This window comes from Elizabethkingia miricola (assembly GCF_001675285.1).
Taxonomy (GTDB): Bacteria; Bacteroidota; Bacteroidia; order Flavobacteriales; family Weeksellaceae; genus Elizabethkingia; species Elizabethkingia miricola.
Window position 1 is genome coordinate 86,442 of sequence record NZ_LSGQ01000031.1, and the last position, 17,647, is coordinate 104,088.

General features: G+C 35.1%; 15 protein-coding genes and 1 tRNA gene. 8 read left to right on the forward strand and 8 right to left on the reverse strand.

Annotated elements, in window-relative coordinates; genetic code table 11:
- Positions 1 to 23: 23 nt before the first annotated feature.
- The 7 genes from ATE49_RS18305 to ATE49_RS18335 all read right to left on the reverse strand — a co-directional run bounded on the left by ATE49_RS18305 (position 24) and on the right by ATE49_RS18335 (position 12,580).
- Complete coding sequence (locus tag ATE49_RS18305; protein WP_065083270.1) at positions 24 to 2,456, reverse strand: ABC transporter permease; 2,433 nt, start codon at positions 2,454 to 2,456, stop codon at positions 24 to 26.
- 72 nt (positions 2,457 to 2,528) lie between these two features.
- On the reverse strand, positions 2,529 to 4,958 hold the full coding sequence (locus ATE49_RS18310) for an ABC transporter permease (protein WP_065083271.1): 2,430 nt from the start codon (positions 4,956 to 4,958) through the stop codon (positions 2,529 to 2,531).
- A 74-nt stretch (positions 4,959 to 5,032) separates the two neighbouring features.
- Positions 5,033 to 7,447 carry an ABC transporter permease gene (locus ATE49_RS18315; RefSeq protein WP_065083272.1) on the reverse strand — a complete coding sequence of 805 codons (2,415 nt, stop codon included), beginning with the start codon at positions 7,445 to 7,447 and terminating at the stop codon, positions 5,033 to 5,035.
- A 102-nt stretch (positions 7,448 to 7,549) separates the two neighbouring features.
- On the reverse strand, positions 7,550 to 9,967 hold the full coding sequence (locus tag ATE49_RS18320) for an ABC transporter permease (RefSeq protein WP_065083273.1): 2,418 nt from the start codon (positions 9,965 to 9,967) through the stop codon (positions 7,550 to 7,552).
- A 102-nt stretch (positions 9,968 to 10,069) separates the two neighbouring features.
- Complete coding sequence (locus ATE49_RS18325; protein ID WP_009089235.1) at positions 10,070 to 10,804, reverse strand: ABC transporter ATP-binding protein; 735 nt, start codon at positions 10,802 to 10,804, stop codon at positions 10,070 to 10,072.
- A gap of 61 nt (positions 10,805 to 10,865) precedes the next feature.
- Positions 10,866 to 11,687 carry a head GIN domain-containing protein gene (locus ATE49_RS18330; RefSeq protein WP_065083286.1) on the reverse strand — a complete coding sequence of 274 codons (822 nt, stop codon included), beginning with the start codon at positions 11,685 to 11,687 and terminating at the stop codon, positions 10,866 to 10,868.
- A gap of 170 nt (positions 11,688 to 11,857) precedes the next feature.
- Entirely contained in the window at positions 11,858 to 12,580 is a 723-nt protein-coding gene (locus ATE49_RS18335) for a S24 family peptidase (protein ID WP_065083274.1), read from the reverse strand.
- 89 nt (positions 12,581 to 12,669) lie between these two features.
- On the opposite strand from ATE49_RS18335, the gene ATE49_RS18340 reads away from it, so the two are divergent.
- From ATE49_RS18340 to ATE49_RS20285, 4 genes are all read left to right on the forward strand, one after another.
- A complete protein-coding gene (locus ATE49_RS18340; protein WP_065083275.1) occupies positions 12,670 to 12,849 on the forward strand; it encodes a hypothetical protein in 180 nt (59 codons plus the stop codon).
- Between the two features lie 3 nt (positions 12,850 to 12,852).
- Positions 12,853 to 13,044 (forward strand): hypothetical protein, encoded by a 192-nt coding sequence (locus ATE49_RS18345; RefSeq protein WP_065083276.1) that lies wholly within the window; start codon positions 12,853 to 12,855, stop codon positions 13,042 to 13,044.
- An 8-nt stretch (positions 13,045 to 13,052) separates the two neighbouring features.
- Positions 13,053 to 13,361, forward strand: a complete 309-nt coding sequence (locus ATE49_RS18350; RefSeq protein ID WP_065083277.1) for a hypothetical protein — start codon at positions 13,053 to 13,055, stop codon at positions 13,359 to 13,361.
- Positions 13,362 to 13,528: 167 nt separating this feature from the next.
- Positions 13,529 to 13,598 (forward strand) — tRNA-OTHER (locus tag ATE49_RS20285).
- Positions 13,599 to 13,704: 106 nt separating this feature from the next.
- Here the strand turns inward: ATE49_RS20285 and ATE49_RS18355 are convergent.
- Positions 13,705 to 13,917, reverse strand: coding sequence for a hypothetical protein (locus ATE49_RS18355; RefSeq protein WP_065083278.1), 213 nt, complete (start codon positions 13,915 to 13,917; stop codon positions 13,705 to 13,707).
- A 111-nt stretch (positions 13,918 to 14,028) separates the two neighbouring features.
- On the opposite strand from ATE49_RS18355, the gene ATE49_RS18360 reads away from it, so the two are divergent.
- The 4 genes from ATE49_RS18360 to ATE49_RS18375 form a co-directional block, all read left to right on the forward strand.
- Complete coding sequence (locus tag ATE49_RS18360) at positions 14,029 to 16,194, forward strand: transposase family protein (protein WP_143349697.1); 2,166 nt, start codon at positions 14,029 to 14,031, stop codon at positions 16,192 to 16,194.
- Between the two features lie 13 nt (positions 16,195 to 16,207).
- The gene (locus ATE49_RS18365; RefSeq protein ID WP_065083280.1) at positions 16,208 to 17,128 is read left to right on the forward strand and encodes an ATP-binding protein; all 921 of its coding nucleotides are present in this window, start codon (positions 16,208 to 16,210) and stop codon (positions 17,126 to 17,128) included.
- A 101-nt stretch (positions 17,129 to 17,229) separates the two neighbouring features.
- Positions 17,230 to 17,451 (forward strand): hypothetical protein, encoded by a 222-nt coding sequence (locus tag ATE49_RS18370; protein WP_169817123.1) that lies wholly within the window; start codon positions 17,230 to 17,232, stop codon positions 17,449 to 17,451.
- Positions 17,448 to 17,647: hypothetical protein (locus ATE49_RS18375; RefSeq protein WP_155759318.1), on the forward strand; the 200-nt coding region annotated here is incomplete at its 3' end. The genes ATE49_RS18370 and ATE49_RS18375, both read left to right, overlap by 4 nt.

Here is a 17,647-nt window from a genome sequence, read left to right on the forward strand (position 1 = left end):
CTAAAATCTAATTTCTAACTTAGCTATTCGTATTTCAGGTACTCCACTAACTCTACTTTGGTTGCTCTATAAGCTTTAATACTCACTACAAAGAAAGTCAGCAGTAAAAGAATAACTAAACTCAGAACGTAAGGCCACCATGGCATCTCAATTCTGTAGGCAAAATCTTTCAGCCATTCATTCATAAAATAATAGCTTATCGGTATACTTATTAATACCGCTATTCCTGTAATCCACAGAAATTTCTTTGTCAGATCTTTTATAAGCACTCCGTCTGATGCTCCTAAGGCCTTTTTAATCGCTACATCTTTTAGTTTTTGTTCTATGATAAGGCTGGACAATGCAAACAGTCCAAGAAGAGCAACAACTAAAACTAGAACATTAAGAATGGAAAATAACAAGCGCTGCTTCTTATATTTGTCAAAAGTCTTAGCAAAATTTTTATTGACAAAATCACCTTCAAAAGGATAACCCGGCTCTACTTCCGTCTCCCAATATTTTTTGATGTGTTCTATATTTTGAAATATATGGTCTCCGGAAAGTTTAATCTGCAGGTTTTTCATTTGGTTTTTAGTCCAGTACCTTTGATAATTAAAGAACATAACCGGAGAAATTTCATTTTTCACTCCACCATAATGGAAATCCTTTACTACTCCTATAATCAACAAATTATTACTATTATCAGCCAGTCCGCTTGAAATTTCTTTACCAATAGCTTCTGACGGTTTCCAGCCCATGCTTTTCACAAAAGCTTCATTTACAATAAGCCCTCTCGCTGTATCTGTAGTCATTTTTGGGTTAATATCCCTTCCTGCAACTAATTTTAGCTTGTAAAAATTGAAATAATTAAAATCTATAGCTCCGATTCCGGCGGATGTTACTTTTGTAGAATCTCTTTTATCTTTAGCTCCTGTAAAATTTCTAAGTCCGTTGCCTATACTCTGTGATGAACCGGTAATATCCAATACTCCGGGGAAGTGCTTTATCCGATCCCTATACAATTCATATTTCCTCTGGTTATAATTACCATCTTTAAAGTTTGTTTTTTTAAAGCTAATTTCAAATACCTGATCGCCGTTAAACCCTAAATCTTTATCCATCATATAGTTTACCTGCTTATAGATAATCAAAGATGAAATAATAAAAAATGAGGAGATGATGAGCTGTAACGATAATATTGCATTACGAAGCCAAATTCCATGTTTACTTCCGGAAAAGTTTCCCTTAAGTGTTTGAATAGGTTTAAAACCGGAAAGATAAAGCGCCGGAATAATACCCGAAACAAATGCGAAAGCCAGTACAATAAGAATGGCATATAAATAAACCTGAACCCCATGTATTCCGATCTCTTTCCCCAGATATTTTCCGTATGTTGGTAAGAGCAGCTCCAGTACGACCATAGAAATAACAAATGCTGTAACATAGATGATAAGAGCTTCTATTAAAAACTGAGTTATTAATTTTCCTTTAGAACTTCCCAGAGCCTTACGTACGCCTACTTCTTTAGCCCGTTGTGACGCCTGTGCTGTATTGAGATTTATAAAATTAATTCCGGAAAGAACTAAAATAAGCCCTGATAATGACATCAGGATAATAATAGATTTTTTATCTCCCTTCATTAGCCCCCATCCTTTAGCATCGAGCTTCATATTTCTAATATTAGTTAAATGAGCTTTGATACGATCTCCGTTATCCGCCCATCCATTTTTTCGATTTTCAATTCTTTCATGATCATCATCCCATTTGGAAAGTTTTTCTTCCAGTTTAGCTAAATCTGTATTGGGTTTTACTTTAAAGAAACCATAGTAGCTGTAGTTTGTCCAGCTCTCCTTACTGTCATTAACAAAAGGATCCCGCATTACAAACCCGCCCCGAAATATTGTATTCTCCGATTCCTCAGGATTTTTATAAATAGCATGTACAACATATTTGCTGCCCTCATTGTCCAGTACCACTGTTTTCCCAATACTATGAAGATAATCTTTACCAAAAAGTTGTTTAGCTGTATCTTCGGAAAGCGCTATAGATGTATTATCTATCAGGATATTTTCATAGCTTCCTGCTACTTTGGGAAATTCCAGTACTTTAAAGAAATTTTCGGTTGCAAAAATAGGAGTAGTATAAACAGAATGTCCGTCTGTAGTCAGTTTATTTTTTTCGTCCATCCATATATTGACTATCGTAGACGTCTCTATTTCCGGAAATGCTTTAGGAGAAGTGTACAAAAGTGGGTAGTTGACTTGGGAAACATAGCTGTCTTTTCCGTTTTGCAATTCGATCAAATAAATATTTTCGCCATTAGGAACCCATTTTTCATAAGATTTCTCATCCTGCCAGTTGAGAAATACTAACAAAAATATTGTGAGCCCTATAGATAATCCTATAAGGTTAATAAGAGTTGTTAACCAATTCTTTTTATAATTCGTAAATGCTATTTTGATCCAGTTGCGTAACATAATCAGCTAATTGTTAATGATTAATTGTCAATGGTTAATTTTCTAACTTCTAATTTCTAACCTCTAACTTCGTTATTCGTATTTCAGGTACTTTATCAGTTCTACTTTGGTTGCTCTGTAAGCCTTGATACTTACCACAAGAATTGTCAGCAATAAAAGAATAGCTAAACTTAAAATATAGGGCCACCATGGCATCTCAATCCGGTAAGCAAAGCTCTTCAACCACTCATTTATAAAATAAAAACTTATCGGAATACTTGTTAATACGGCTATCAATGTTATCCACAGAAATTTTTTGGTCAGATCTTTTATCAGTATTCCGTCCGATGCTCCCAATGTTTTTTTAATCGCTACATCTTTCAATTTCTGCTCAATCATTAAACTGGACAATGCAAATAATCCCAAAAGTGCCACTAACAAAACAATACCATTCAGGATTGAAAACAGCGTACGTTGTTTCTCATACTTCTCAAAGGTTCTGGCAAATTGTCTGTTGACAAATTCACCACTGAACGGATACCCTGGTTCAACCTCTGTTTCCCAATATTTTCTGATTCTGGCAATATTTTCATCGATATTTTCACCCGTTAACTTGATTTGTAAACTGGTTAAATTATTTCTGGTCCAATACCTGTCATAATTAAAAAACATCATTGGCTCAACTTTATACTGTACATCATCGAAATTCAAATCCTTTACAACCCCAACTATGAGCATATTTCTTGCCTTACTATCAGTGTTGCTTGTCATTTCCTTACCAATTGCTTCCTGATTATTCCACCCTATTTTTTTGACAAAAGCTTCATTTACCACGATTGCCTTTGTTGTATCTACAGTTAACTTTGGATTAAAATCTCTTCCGGAAAGAAACTTGATTTTATAAAATTTCATAAAATTCAAATCTATAGCACCCACACCAGCATCTACAGACTTAGTCGAATCTCTTTTATATTTAATTCCGGTTGTACTGTTAACACCATTTCCTAAAGTCTGAGAAGAACCTGTAACATCAACGACACCCGGAAAGTGTTTGATCTTCTCACTGTACAGCTGGTACTTCTTCATATTATAATTATTTTCCCATGATGTTTTACTAAAGTTAAGCTGGTAGACCTGTTCTCCATGAAAGCCCAGATCTTTCTGCATCATGTAATCGACCTGTTTATATATGATGAAGGAAGAAATTATAAAAAATGAAGAAATAATAATCTGTAATGTCAAAATAGAATTGCGCAACCATATACCATGTTTACTTCTGGAAAAATTTCCTTTGAGTGTCTGAATTGGTTTAAAACCAGAAAGATATACAGCAGGTACAATTCCTGAAATAAATGCAAATCCGAAAATAATCAATACGGTATACAGATAGATCATGGGATCTCCCATTCTTATCGTTTTATTCAGAAACTTACCATAGAGTGGCAGTAAAAATTCTAAAAGAATCATCGATATAAAGAACGCCGTGATATAAATGATATAGGTCTCCAGTAAAAACTGTATAATCAATTGTCCTTTGGAGCTTCCAAAAGATTTTCGCAAACCTACTTCTTTCGCTCTTTGTGATGCCTGAGCTGTATTGAGATTGATAAAATTAATGGCGGAAAGGATCAGTATAAGTCCTGATAAGGATAATAGTATAAGAATTGTTTTTTTATCTGTTCCTTCCAGCCCTCCGCTTTTAGCATCCAGTCTCATTTTTTTTATGTTCACCAGATGTATTTCAATTGGCTTTTTCATTTCCGGCCAGCCGGATTGTTTAAGCTCAATATTCTGTTGTTTCGTTTGTATTGCAGATAGTTTACTCTCTAACTCCGAAATATTTGTTCCCGGTTTCACACGGAAAAAACCAAAGAAGCTGTTGTTACTCCAAATATTTTTATTAGAATCTATATTTGCATTTCTTACAACATAGCCGGGCCTGAAAATAGTATTCTCACTTTCTGCAGGTAGTTTATAAATAGCCTGAACAACAACTTTTTTACCATTTTCATCTTTTGTAATAGTCTTTCCGATACCTTGCTTATAATTGTCTCCAAAAAGTTGCTTTGCAACATCTTCGGACAACGCTATAGAATTTTCATCTACAAGGAGGTTGTTATAACTACCTGCTACCAGAGGAAAAGGAAGAATCTTAAAGAAATCTTCTGATACCTCAGCATAACTATTATAACTGGAACGACCATCGGTCAAAAGACGGGCTTTGTTATTTTTCCAGTAATTGATCACTGAAAAGTCCTGAATTTCCGGGAATATTTTTGTGGATACTTCCAAAAAAGGATAGCTGCATACAGCATTGAAATCTTTATGATTAAAAACTCTTTCGGCATAATACACATTGTCTCCTTCCGGTACCCATTGCTCATAGGCTTTTTCGTCCTGCCAATTCAGAAATACCAGCAGAAATACAGTTAGCCCAACTGATAAACCTAAAAGGTTGATAAGTGTTGTAAGCCAGTTCTTTTTATAATTGCTAAATGCTATTTTAATCCAGTTGCGTAACATAATTAGCTAATGATTAATTGTAAATGGTTAATTTTCTAACTTCGTACTTCTAACTTCTAATTTTATACTTAGTATCATTCGTATTTCAGGTATTTCACCAGTTCTACTTTAGTGGCGCGATATGCTTTAATACTTACCACAAGGAAAGTCAGTAACAAAAGAATTACCAGGCTCAGAACATAAGGCCACCAAGGCATTTCTATACGATAGGCAAATTCCTTCAGCCATTCATTCATAAAGTAATAACTCAACGGAATACTTAAGAATACCGCCAGTGCAGCAATCCATAGAAATCGTTTTGTCAGATCCTTTATCAGTACACTATCCGATGCCCCTAATGTCTTTTTGATAGCTACGTCTTTTAATTTCTGCTCTATCATCAAGCTGGATAATGCAAACAAACCTAATAGTGCTACAACAAGTACCATAGCATTGAGGATACTGAATAGTAACCTCTGCTTTTTATAACTATCATAGGTTTTAGCGAATTGTTTATTCAGGAACTGATATTGAAATGCATATCCCGGTTCTACCTCTTTCTGCCAGTAATCCTGAATATTACTAATCGTTTCAGGCATATCATTACCGGAAATCTTTACCATTATATTATTAATATTACTTTTATTCCAGTTGCGTCCATAGTTGAAGTAAACAACAGGCGCTATTTTGCTGGCTACACTTTCCTGATTATAATCTTGTGCTACACCTACAATTTTATATTTTATACTATCAAATCCCGGGCGCACCTCTTTTCCTATAGCCTCTTTCGGTGTCCAGCCCATCTCCTTGATAAAAGCTTGATTCACAATTGTAGAGTTTAACGTGTCTGAAGATAATTTTGGATCAAAATCCCGACCTTCCAGTATTTTGATTTTGAAGAACTTGAAAAAGTTAAGATCTATCGATCCATGATTTGCCAAAATACTTTTATCTAAAGAATTAACATTAGAATTTCCGGCACTTCCCATTCCCATACGTTGCTTGGTGTAAGTAACACCCTCTACTCCTTTTATTTTAGGAAGCTGCTGTCTGAGCAACTCATATTTTTGATAGGGTTTATCAACCTGTTTCAGAAAATCAATATTAATAACCTGATCACCATTAAACCCAAGATCTTTATTCAGCATATAATTAACCTGAGTATAAATAACTAATGTTGAAATAATAAAAAAGGATGAAATTACAAGCTGTAACGTCAAAATTCCGTTTCGCAGCCAGATACCATGCTTACTGCGGGAAAAATTACCTTTAAGTGTATTAATAGGTTTGAAATTAGCCAGATAAACAGCTGGAATAAGTCCGGAAATTAAAGTTGTAATAAGAAGCATGCCAAATGAGTAAACAAAAACACTAGCATTAGATAATGTAATTTCTTTACCCAAAAACTTATTATAAGCTGGTAATAATATTTCAGCAAGAGCCGTTGCCAACAGATAAGCAAACATACATATAAGTAATGTCTCGAGTAAAAACTGACTTGTTAACTGCCAGATTGTTCCACCCATTACACGGCGTACTCCTACTTCTTTTGCCCGCTGTGAAGCTTGTGCAGTCTTTAGATTAATAAAATTGATAGCAGATAACAATACAATGACAACAGAAAGTCCCAACAAAGTATAAATATTCTTTTTATCCGCTTTTTCCAGACCTCCGCCTTTAGCCTCCAGTTTCATTTTGTCCAGCCTTGTGATAAAAAGCTCAGCTTTACCACCAATGGCAGCTTCATACTCCTGAAGTGTCTTCTTCATGATCTTCATATCTCTGGTAACTTTGTACTGACAAACTATTTTATTAAGATCTTCATTTACTTTCGTAATGTCCATATTGGGCTTTGTCATAAAAAAGCCAACGTAATTATAATCGCCCCAGTTGTCTTCATTTCCGTTAAGGAAACCATCTCTTACAAGTAGCCCAGGCTTAAAAACTGAATTTTCTTTTGGCAGTTCATATACCGCAGAAATCACGTATTTATTTTGGTCAGATACTATGGTTTTGCCAATAGCATCCTGATAATTATTACCAAAAAGTTGTTGAGCTGTTTCAGTGGAGATGGCTGCTACATTTGTGTTTTTAAAAATATCTTTATAGGATCCAGCTAACTTTTTAAAAGGAAAGAACCTGAAAAAATTATCTGATGTTGTATACTTTACAGGATTGGAAATTTTAGAACCAAAACTAACGCGCTCAGCATTTTGGAAAGGATTTATCAAGAGGTAATCTTCAATTCCATTTACTTTTTCTTTCCCATAGCGCATCTGTCCCTGAGTAGAAGAACTCCATATTCCAAAGTTTTTCCCCATCCCGTTTTCAAGAAAATAAACATTTTCTTTCCGGGGGTTCCAGGCTTCGTAGGATCTCTCATCCTGCCAGTGCATCAGAATAAGCATAAACCCGGTAAGACCTATAGTCAATCCAAAGAGATTGATTACTGTAGAAAGCAGGTTTCTTTTGTAATTGCTAAATGCTATTTTAATCCAGTTGCGTAACATAATTAGCTAATGGTTAATTGTTAATGGTTAATTGTTAATGATTAATTGTAAATGGTTAATTTTCTAACTTCGTACTTCTAACTTCTAATTTTATACTTAGTATCATTCATATTTCAGATACTTTACAAGCTCCAGTTTGGTAGCACGGTATGCTTTTATGCTTACGACAGAGAAGGTCAGTACCAGGAGAATTACTAAGCTCAGAAGATATGGCCACCACGGCATTTCTATGCGATAAGCAAAGTCTTTCAGCCATTCATTCATAAAGTAATAACTTACCGGAATACTGACTAAAACTGCTATGAATGTGATCCAAAGGAATTTTCTGGTCAGATCTTTTATAAGTACACTGCTTGAAGCGCCCAATGTTTTTTTAATCGCAACATCCTTCAGTTTTTGTTCGATCATTAAAGATGACAGAGCGAAAAGCCCCAGTAGTGCTACTATTAAAACCAATGTATTTAGTATCGTAAAAAGTGTTTGTTGCTTCTGGTATTTTACAAAGGTTTTCGCAAACTTTTTATTAATAAATTCTCCATTAAATGGGTAACCCGGTTCTATATGCTTTTCCCAATATGCTTTTACTCTTTCCTGAGTGGCTAACATATTATTCGGATCGAATTCTAAAATAACTCTGTTAAGGTCATAACGTTTCCAATCGGTTTCTTTATAATGAAAAAATATCATAGGCTCAATTTCAGCCCTCGGATTAAATACATTAAAGTCTTTAACTATTCCTACGATATTATATCTTATAGTATCGAATCCCGGAGAAATCTGATTGTTAAAAGCTTCATTGTTTTTCCATCCGAATTTCCGTACAAAAGCTTCGTTAACAATAGCAGAGTTAATAGTATCCGATGACAGCTTTGGAGAAAAAAACCTTCCTGCAAGCAATTTTATTTTCATTGCTTCTAAAAATCCAAAATCCAAAGAACCATGCTGTGCCTCAACCGATTCATTATGCCAGTCTACGTTGGAAGTATTACGTCCGTTAAACCCAGGCAAAGCCTCACCAAAGGTCACACTTTTAACCCCTTTTATTTTTTTCAGTTCAGATTTTAGAAGTTCATATTTCATCCATGGCTTTTTAGAATCCTGATTAAAGTTGACCGTATATAACTGAGAGCCATCAAACCCTAAATCCTTATTCATCATATAGGTAACCTGATTGTTGATAATAAAGCTGCCAATAATAAAGAATGATGAAATAACCAACTGTAGTCCTAAAATTGAATTTCTAAGCCAGATACCATTTTTACTGCGTGCAAAATTGCCTTTTAATGTATCTATCGCTTTGAAGTTAGACAGGTATAAAGCCGGAATAATCCCTGATATTAAAGAAATAGCAATAACAATAATTGCCGAGTATAAATAAAAGTCATTTTGGAAATGAATTTCTTTATTCAGAAACTTACCAAAAAAGGGCAATATAGCTTCCGTAAGTGCTAATGAAAGTAAATAAGCCGTAAAAGTGATAATAAAGGTTTCCAGCAAAAACTGAATAGTCAGTTGGAATTTACCACTCCCCAATGCTTTCCTTACTCCTACTTCTTTAGCCCTTTGTGATGCCTGAGCGGTTTTCAGGTTAATAAAATTAATAGCTGACATGATCAGTAACAAAACAGATAAGCTGAATAAAATAAGAATAAGCTTATAGTCTCCACCACCAAACCACGAAGCTTTGGCATGTAATTTCATTTTATCCAATCGGGTAAATTCTACATCATTTGGTCCGTAGAGTTCCAGATATTTTTCTGCGCTCATACCTTTATCCCCAAACATTTTCGCCCGGTACTCAAAAATATCTTTTACCACTTTCTGGCGCACAGCTTCAATTGAAGAGCCTTTTTTGAATAAAAAGAAGCATCCGTAGCTATTATTTCCCCATCCGTCTCCAGGGTTCTTTACAGAATTGGCATACTGCTTTGAAAGAAAGAGAAAGTCAGGATTGATTTCCGTATTATCTTTCGGGAGTTCGTATACCGCAGTTACAACCAACGGTTTTTTTTCATAGGTCAAAGTCTTTCCCACAGCTTCTGTTGTTCCAAAAAGCTTCTGACTAACGGTATTCGATATCGCTATAGAATTAGTTTCCAGTAAGGCATTTTCACCATTCCCGGACAAAATCTTAAAAGGAAACAGCTTAAAAAAAGATGGTGAAACAGACATTCCGCCTTCTATATAAGCCGATTTTTTATCCGACACTGCTACTCCGGCATAACCCGAACCGTTGATCAATACATAATCTTCAATTTCTGGTATGATGTCTTTTGCACGCTTAGCTACCAGATATGAAGTGTTATTACCATAGACATTATCTTTTTTATAATATCCCTGAAAAAAATAAATATTATCTTTTTTAGGATTCCAGTTTTCAAAAGATTCTTCATCCTGCCAATGTATCAGTATAAGCATAAAGCTGCTAAGCCCAATGGCTAATCCAAAAAGATTGATTACTGTAGAAAGCCAGTTCTTTTTGTAATTGGTAAAAGCTATTTTCAGCCAGTTGCGCAACATAATTAGCTAATGGTTAATGATTAATTGTTAATGGTGAATTTTCTAATTTCTGACTTCTAGCTTCTAGTTTCTAACTTCCAGCTTCTAATTTCCAACCTAATACTATTCTCCGCTTACAGCATAATCTTCCGGCTTAGCCTTATCAAAAACATCTGTTCTCTTTACAGCATGCTCCTCATTAAAGATTTCACCATCTTTCATATTCACAATACGGGAAGAGAAGCTTGCATCGTAAGAAGAGTGGGTTACCATTACAATGGTCGATCCCTCACGGTGAAGTTCAGCCAAAAGATTCATCACTTCATTTCCGTTCGTACTGTCCAGGTTTCCTGTAGGCTCATCGGCAAGGATAAGTTTAGGTTTGGTTACCAAAGCTCTGGCAACAGCTACTCTCTGCTGCTGTCCTCCGGAAAGCTGCTGTGGATAATGTTTTGCACGGTGTCTGATGTTGATTTTCTCCATAATTTCCTCTACTCTTTTTTTTCTTTCGGAAGAAGAAACCCCGTTATAGATCAATGGCAATTCAATATTTTCATAAACCGTTAATTCATCTATCAGATTGAAATTCTGGAAAATGAATCCTATATTTTGTTTTCTTACATCCGATTTCTTTCTTTCAGATAAACTTGTTGTCTCCAAATCATTGAACTTATAAGATCCTGATGTAGAAAAATCCAGTAAACCTAAAATATTAAGTAAAGTAGATTTACCACATCCTGAAGGTCCCATAATAGCCAGAAATTCTCCTTTTTTAATTGTAAGGTCTACCTGATTAAGCGCTGTAGTCTGTACATCTTCTGTCCGGTATACTTTGGATAGTTTTTCTATTGTTATCATAATAAGATTAATATTTAAGATTATTAGTTATGTGTTTCTAATTTAAAATCTGATTTTATATCTATAGTGCATCTACTTTCCCTCCGGAACTTTTACGTACGTTAAGTCTGATACCAGATGGACTTTTGTAATAAATTTTTGCTCCGGAAGATGCCGCAGCTGTAAGCTCGTCGATTACCCCAATTTTTATTTTACCTGCGGAAGAGGCCTGTGCTTTTACAGTGCCACTTCTAAGGTCTGATCCGTTAAAATCTGCAGAACTTGACGCATCAACTCTTACCTCACCAGCTTTTCCACTGATATTGATTGTAGCGGCACTCGAAATATCTGCGTTTACAGACTGGGCATCTGCACTTCCGGTAAAAGTAGCAGCACTGCTAAGATTCAGGTTCAGGCGGTTTGTTTTAATATTCTCGTATTGTATTTTCCCGGCACTGGAAACATCTACATTTAAAGTAGAAGTGCTGAACTGATCTTTTACTACAATTTTACCGGCACTGCTAGCTCTTAGGTCATTAAGACTTTTTGCATATACAACTACTGTTGTATTGGCATTTCTAAGACCGTTACTCCCTCTCGGAATATCATAGTAAACAGTAAGTACCCCGCCTTTATTTTCTACCCGTACATATTCCATGTAATTACTGGTTACCACCTGTTTTTCAATATCTGATTTTACGATCTCAACTTTTATAGCCTGTGATGTTTTTACACCACTGAAGTTTTGTACATTAAACGTCTTAGTTTCTGATACAGTACTTTCAACAGCCTGTTCTATATATGAAGAGTTTCTGCCGGTATAACCATCGTCGCTCGCTTTTACGATAATGCAGGACGTTACAATGCTGCCTGCAATCACTAAGGGTAAAAGAATCTTTTTCATATTATTATGAGGGGCATAACCAAAAGTAAAAAAGGACACAAGTGCATACGTATTTAAAAAACAGTAGTTTACAAAAAAAATGCAATTTTGAGAGTGTCTATTTTTGTCATATATTTTCATTGTTTTGTCGTGTCGAGCAGAAAAAACGACAAAACTTATAAATAAACCGTCTATTCTAAGCGAATAACTCCAACAACTAGGGCTACCGCGTATATTTTTGACATATGAAGTTCAAATGGATCATAAGATTGATTCTCACTCACTAATAATATGTGCTCCATATCATTTCCTTTCCTTATTCTCTTTATTAAGGCCCCTTGGTCCGTATCAAGAACGTAGACCTTATTCCATTGAAAAAAAATATCACTTAAATAAAGCTTTTTACAGGCTACTAAGTCTCCACTACTGTATTTAGGATACATACTACTGCCTTTTACTTGTATCATGAAATCTACATTAAGTTCTGTGAATTCAGGAACTATATATCTGCCAGCATCATACTCCATTATTTGAGTTTCACCAGTTCCGAAGCCTGCCATTGCATCTATAGGGATCAATGGTATGCCCTGTCTTGACTCTACTAGTAATGATAAGTTTTTTTTAACTTTTTGTTTCTTATCATTTTCCTTATCATTTATATTATCAATTCTTTTGATAAGGTTTTCACTACTTTTTGTTTTTATCATTTCCCCTCTTCCGGTTAATAGCCATTCCGGGTTTAGCTCAGGATAAAAATGTAAGATATTTTCTACTTTATCTACGCCAATTGTCTTATTATTCTTATATTGACTAGCGAATGAGCCATTCGAAAACCCAACACTCTCTTCGAATTTTCTAACAGAAATGCCTTTTAAATCGATAAATTGTTTAATCCTATTAACGGTGGAACTCATAATATTTCATTTTGTAGAAAAAATCTTACTAAAAGTTTGTAGTGTAGATTATTTCTTATATATTTGCTATGTATTAATAACGCAAAGATATGGAAAGATTATCTGAAAAAATAAAACAGAATAGCAAAACTCCTTACCAGCGTATAGCGGATCAATACAATACAACCGTATTATATGTTGGTCAAATAGCTCGAGGAGAGCGTACTCCAATAAGAGGGAAAGGACTAATGATTCTTAATGAACTTAAACAATTAACTCAAAATAATTAAGATATGAAAAAGCTTGTTAGAAGAATTTTAAAAAGAATTATCCAGGTACATGTAATTTCATTCATGGACAACGGTATAAAAAAAGAATACTGGACCATGCACATTTTAAGATTTCAGATTTTCACCAATATTGTGACTGTTCATGAATCGGAGCCTGTGGATGAGCTGTCAGAATATTTAGGGATCTTAAGATAGTACTTATCATGAAGAAGCTCAAGAGAAGACTAAATATTGAAAGCGCTACTTCTTTCAAACTGGAGTATTACGAAGGTGGTTCTGATTTAAAGACTAAGGTTTTCAATACTTATAAAGCAATGGAACAATTCCACCAACGTCAGACTGATTTTATGTACTTAGACTGCAATCGTTTTGCAATGATCAAGGGTAAATGGGAGCGCTTTATAAAGATTCCTTCCACTATAATTTTCGAGGAAAACCTCGAGTTTATAATAAATAGCTTTAATGATGTTGTTGAAGCTAAACATCTTCAAAACTTCAAAATTGAAGATTAATTTCTTCATAAAAATACAAACCACAAACAAGTTCATCCCCTTGAGCTCAACCCGAAGCTTGGGGCAGACATAGCTTAGTTGCGTAAACCTTTTGTTTGTTGGTATGGATGTGATTTATTAAGGTTTAAACTAAGCACGGGCGAGGCTACTGCGAGAGTGTAGCAACCAGATCAGTGGCGGAATGGAAGACGCAAAGGGTACTCCCTAAAGGTGTAGGTTCAAATCCTACCTGATCTACAACTAAATTTTTTAAAAATGAAAAAGTTATTAAAAAAACTTCTCGCACCGGTGATACGAGAAGTATTAGACGAAAGAGAACGTCAAACCACGGAAAATGTTCTGGCTATTCAGACAAAGTTTCGGAAGATTCTTTCGGAACATAAATATACCCATCAAGCTTCCGCCGCTGCTCCTCAGTAAGTGGGGAAGTAAGAAGAAGTTCTTTACATGATTTTAATAATTCATCAACAGACTTCTTTTGTTCATCTGTTAGAACATTTCTAATAGCATCGATTTTAAAATTTAGCGCTGTAAAAGCGAAATCAAATTCATTCATGTTACTATATTTTATTGGTTAGAGCTTCAAATATAGTGATTTTATCCCGGCAGGCAGGCACTTACGTTCGAGTCGTAAGCGGGAACAAAGCTTAAAAAGCAATAATAAAAAATGAATCTACAACCTACAGACATAATCATTAGAAAAAACGGGAAAGAAAGTCTCTGGCTTTCTCAACGTTTGGTTATGGAGGCTTGCATGGTTGAAGAAGAATATTTTTGGATTGCAAGACATCGTTATAAAAAAACAGTCCGTGAGTGTGATTTAGCAAAGGCTAAAGAATTTATGCCCGATAGTGGCAGATCATGGCGCTGGGCGAAAGTTCAGAATGGTTTTTACTACTGTTACGATAATATTCCTGACAGGAATCCTCAAAATTTCAGGTCTAAATTAGGAACTGAAGCAGATTTAAAAGCACGTTTAAACCAAATTTTAGGCTCTTATAAAGTCAATTTAAAGGAAAATATCAAAGCTTCGATCATAGCAAAAGTAAAATCGAAGATAGATAATTCCGATGCACAGCACTTTATGTATGATTCTACTGTGGTTTTCAATCCAAAACAAGCAAAAGAATTATCTCAGGCACGTGCATGGTGTTCATTTATTCAGGATTATTATAATTCAGGGTTATTTAAAGAGTTTGGAATACAGAAAAAAGGTGATTTTATCAGTTTCTGTACTGAAATACTTTCAGAGCTACAGCTGACAGGGTTAAAAGTTTCTAATCCTGCATACTTAAGACGTAAAGTATTAGAATTTCCCGAAACCTTACAAGAGCAGCGCGAAGCGCTTGTTTCAGATAAATTTGAGAATGATAATGCCAGAAAAGTAGGTAAATACCCTCTTTTTGATGAAGAAACAGGCGAAATATTCACGTTTGACGCACACGAAGCTCTTATGTATAATGCGTATATGAACCCGGGTGGAACAACAAAAGAAGCCATTCGACAGCTTTATACAGAATATTACACCTCAGGTATTCAGGAATTCGGTTTTGAACCGATAGCATATAGAACATTTTGCCATCATTTATCAATGTTTCACAATCAATTGAAAACAGCAAAAGCCAGACATGGGAAAGATTATTACAAAAAGCATTTCCTAACCTACGTCCCTTCTAAGAGGTTACAGTTTTCTCACTCCTTATTTGCAGGTGACGGATCCGGAACAATTAACTACAAGTATAAGAATGCAAAAGGTGTGCAGAGCACAATGAAGCTTTATGTTATCCTTATATCGGATATAGCCAGTCGTAAAATAGTAGGCTGGGCTCCTGCACCTAAAGGACAGCACAAGGAATCATTTGACATGTTAGAAGCAGCTATTAAAATGGCCATTGATAACAGTAACCGAATGACAATGTTTGAGTTTATAAGTGATAATCACAGTGCGTTTACATCCGGTGAGAGCAAAGATTTCTTAAATATGGTTTTTAACAAGGTTAGAACCATTGAAGTGGGGAACTCTCAGGCAAACCCGGCTGAAACAGAATTTAGATTATTTAAAAAAACACTCAGAAGTCAATTAAATTTCACATCCTCTAGCTGGGATTCTGGAATTGAAGGTCAATCAAATCCTGATTATTTCAGTGTTGAAAGCCTTCCTACATATGAAGATGCTGTAATACAGTTCTCTCAGCTTGTAGAAAATTGGAATAATAGACCATTACGAGATGGTATAACGCCAGATCAGCGATTTACATACAGAAATCCGAATGCAGAACCAATGGATGAGAGAATCCTACGAAGAATCTATGGAAATCATACTGAAGTAGACACTGCTTATATGCGAGGATTTGTAAAAGTTTCTAAAACAGAAGGCTACGAAATAAGAGAAAGTTATCTCTTTGAAATACCTGATTACTTCGATACTGGAGCTGAAATGATCTCCAAATCTATAGGATATAAAAAGACTGGAAAAATTAAAGTAATCTGGGACCTGGATGCAGCAGATCTTTATACGGTTGACGGCAAATTTATAATGACCTGTCTTCCTGCAGCACTTGCTAGTAATTCTTATATAGAAAGTGATGATGAAAACAAAGCTGCACTATCACATCATATGGAGAGGAAGACAAAGCAGGAAAAAACTGCTGATGAATTTGAGCAAATGCTGTCTGAAATACAGGATTCTTTACCGTATCGCCATGCAATACAAGCTGGTGGAAACAAAGAAAGCTTTAATGGTAGCATGAATGAAATACATTCTGCAAAAATTCTCAAAAAGGAACGTAACAATCGTGATTTTGATGAGAATGAGTGGAAAGACTTTGAATAACTAAAAAAATAATATGATGCAATTAAACGAAATCCAAAAAAGAACGCTTATTCCAGATGCTTTAATTAATTACATTCAAGAAAAGCAAACAAGTCAGGCACAAGTTGCCAGAGCTTCCAAAGTTGGAGAAGCTTTTGTTTCCAAAATTATCAATAGAGAAACAAAAATTGGAGAAACTCCTATTAAGGATAAATATTATCTCTCTTTGGCTGGGTTCATTGGTCTTAAGCTTTCCCGTGAAACATGGAGACATTTCAACACTCAAAATTTCATTGAGATCATTAACCAGATCAAATCAATAAGAGCCGAAAAAGGAAGAGGAACTATTGATGCAGATACCGGTGCAGGTAAATCTTACACTTGTGAGCTGTATCAGAAGAGATTTCCGCAAAACACATTCATTGTTAAGTGCTATGCAGATGAAAATTCAAAAGAATTTGCCATAAACATAGCTGAAGCTGTTGGAGAAGAAACATACGGAACAGCCGGATCTATTACAAAGAGAGTTTGCAATAAATTATTAAAATTAGATAATGCCCTTCTTATTATTGATGAAGCTGAGCATATTAAGAACAAGTCTGGTTATATCAATATAATAAAATCTATTGCAGATAGACTGGAAAACAAAGTGCCTTTTATCCTTTGCGGAATGGATATCAACGAAATTCTGCAACGGGCTTCAGATAAACATAAACAAAACTTTCGACAAACTGCCCGCAGATTCAGTAAAAGAATTAAGTGTGAACAGGATATTTCAGATGATGTGGTAAAAATAGCTACAGAGTTAGGCTTAAATACCCCAAGTGCCAAGTGGTTGTCTGCAAGAATTAGAAACTATGAAGACCTGAAAACAATTATTACTGCTGCCATTACAGAAAGTGAAAAAAGCACAGAACCTATTACAGTACAACTTTTAAACTCTTTATATCAATGACAATAGACAAAATAGTAAACATTTTAAGATTGGATAGCTGCTATGGTTTTCTTAATCTTTTAGAACGAATCCAGTTACATCAATCCAATCCAGAATTAGACATGTACAAGGAGCATTCTCCTAGTGTAGTTGCAAGATTTCAGAAAATGACGGATGTACTTAATCATATGGAGTGGGAAGTTCCTTGTTTTAACCGTGTAAAATATGATGAATACGAGAGGGTTTACTTCACTGCAAATATAGAAGGAGTAGAAGTTTCAGAAGAACGATATGCGAATAGTTATAGAAAATACTTTGATCACTTTATATCCAGAATATCATGACACTTTCAAATTTATTTCCGGAGGTAGTTCCGGTAGATCCGCCTCCAAAAGAGAAAAAGATCCGCCGGAAATGTACCAGGTACAATAAAACACAGAATAACAGACGATATAAACTACATAGGAAAGTAAGAAGCCTGGAACTGGAAGAAGTAAGGCTTCATGTTCGCCTAAGAGTCATAGAATTACCGGTAATGTT

Bases quoted from the DNA above. Each gene is read 5' to 3' on its own strand.
- ATE49_RS18305 (WP_065083270.1), bottom strand. From the start codon at position 2,456: ATGTTACGCAACTGGATCAAAATAGCATTTACGAATTATAAAAAGAAT.
- ATE49_RS18310 (WP_065083271.1), bottom strand. From the start codon at position 4,958: ATGTTACGCAACTGGATTAAAATAGCATTTAGCAATTATAAAAAGAAC.
- ATE49_RS18315 (WP_065083272.1), bottom strand. From the start codon at position 7,447: ATGTTACGCAACTGGATTAAAATAGCATTTAGCAATTACAAAAGAAAC.
- ATE49_RS18320 (WP_065083273.1), bottom strand. From the start codon at position 9,967: ATGTTGCGCAACTGGCTGAAAATAGCTTTTACCAATTACAAAAAGAAC.
- ATE49_RS18325 (WP_009089235.1), bottom strand. From the start codon at position 10,804: ATGATAACAATAGAAAAACTATCCAAAGTATACCGGACAGAAGATGTA.
- ATE49_RS18330 (WP_065083286.1), bottom strand. From the start codon at position 11,687: ATGAAAAAGATTCTTTTACCCTTAGTGATTGCAGGCAGCATTGTAACG.
- ATE49_RS18335 (WP_065083274.1), bottom strand. From the start codon at position 12,580: ATGAGTTCCACCGTTAATAGGATTAAACAATTTATCGATTTAAAAGGC.
- ATE49_RS18340 (WP_065083275.1), top strand. From the start codon at position 12,670: ATGGAAAGATTATCTGAAAAAATAAAACAGAATAGCAAAACTCCTTAC.
- ATE49_RS18345 (WP_065083276.1), top strand. From the start codon at position 12,853: ATGAAAAAGCTTGTTAGAAGAATTTTAAAAAGAATTATCCAGGTACAT.
- ATE49_RS18350 (WP_065083277.1), top strand. From the start codon at position 13,053: ATGAAGAAGCTCAAGAGAAGACTAAATATTGAAAGCGCTACTTCTTTC.
- ATE49_RS18355 (WP_065083278.1), bottom strand. From the start codon at position 13,917: ATGAATGAATTTGATTTCGCTTTTACAGCGCTAAATTTTAAAATCGAT.
- ATE49_RS18360 (WP_143349697.1), top strand. From the start codon at position 14,029: ATGAATCTACAACCTACAGACATAATCATTAGAAAAAACGGGAAAGAA.
- ATE49_RS18365 (WP_065083280.1), top strand. From the start codon at position 16,208: ATGATGCAATTAAACGAAATCCAAAAAAGAACGCTTATTCCAGATGCT.
- ATE49_RS18370 (WP_169817123.1), top strand. From the start codon at position 17,230: ATGTACAAGGAGCATTCTCCTAGTGTAGTTGCAAGATTTCAGAAAATG.